Consider the following 348-nt stretch of genomic DNA (forward strand, 5'->3'; position numbering starts at 1 on the left):
ACTCAATGAATTATCAAGATAAAATAAAATACATCCAAACTCATTTCCCCATGTCAGTTTTATTAAAAAAATTAAATATAATACCACCAAAATTCAACCCCAAATATCGTTTCCCTTGCCCCGTCCATCAAGGACAAAACCCCACTTGTTGTCATTTAACTTCTACTAACAAAATTCATTGTTGGAAATGTTGTAAAAATTACGATATTATTGATGTTTATATGGCTATCCGTCAAATTAAATCCTTTCATGAAGCGATTCAAAGAATAGAAGGATTTATGAATTCTTTCGAATTTAAAACCTTAAGTCAACAAGAAAAAGAAATAACGAAAACAACTATTAACCCTT

1 pseudogene is annotated in these 348 nt (G+C 29.3%); it reads left to right on the forward strand.

From position 1 onward, the window contains the following. Positions 1 to 50 precede the first annotated feature (50 nt). Positions 51 to 348: pseudogene (locus tag RI68_RS03030) on the forward strand (hypothetical protein); the annotation flags it as partial.

Origin of the sequence: Vaccinium witches'-broom phytoplasma str. VAC, assembly GCF_000309405.1 — a bacterium.
Classification (GTDB): Bacteria; Bacillota_I; Bacilli_A; order Acholeplasmatales; family Acholeplasmataceae; genus Phytoplasma.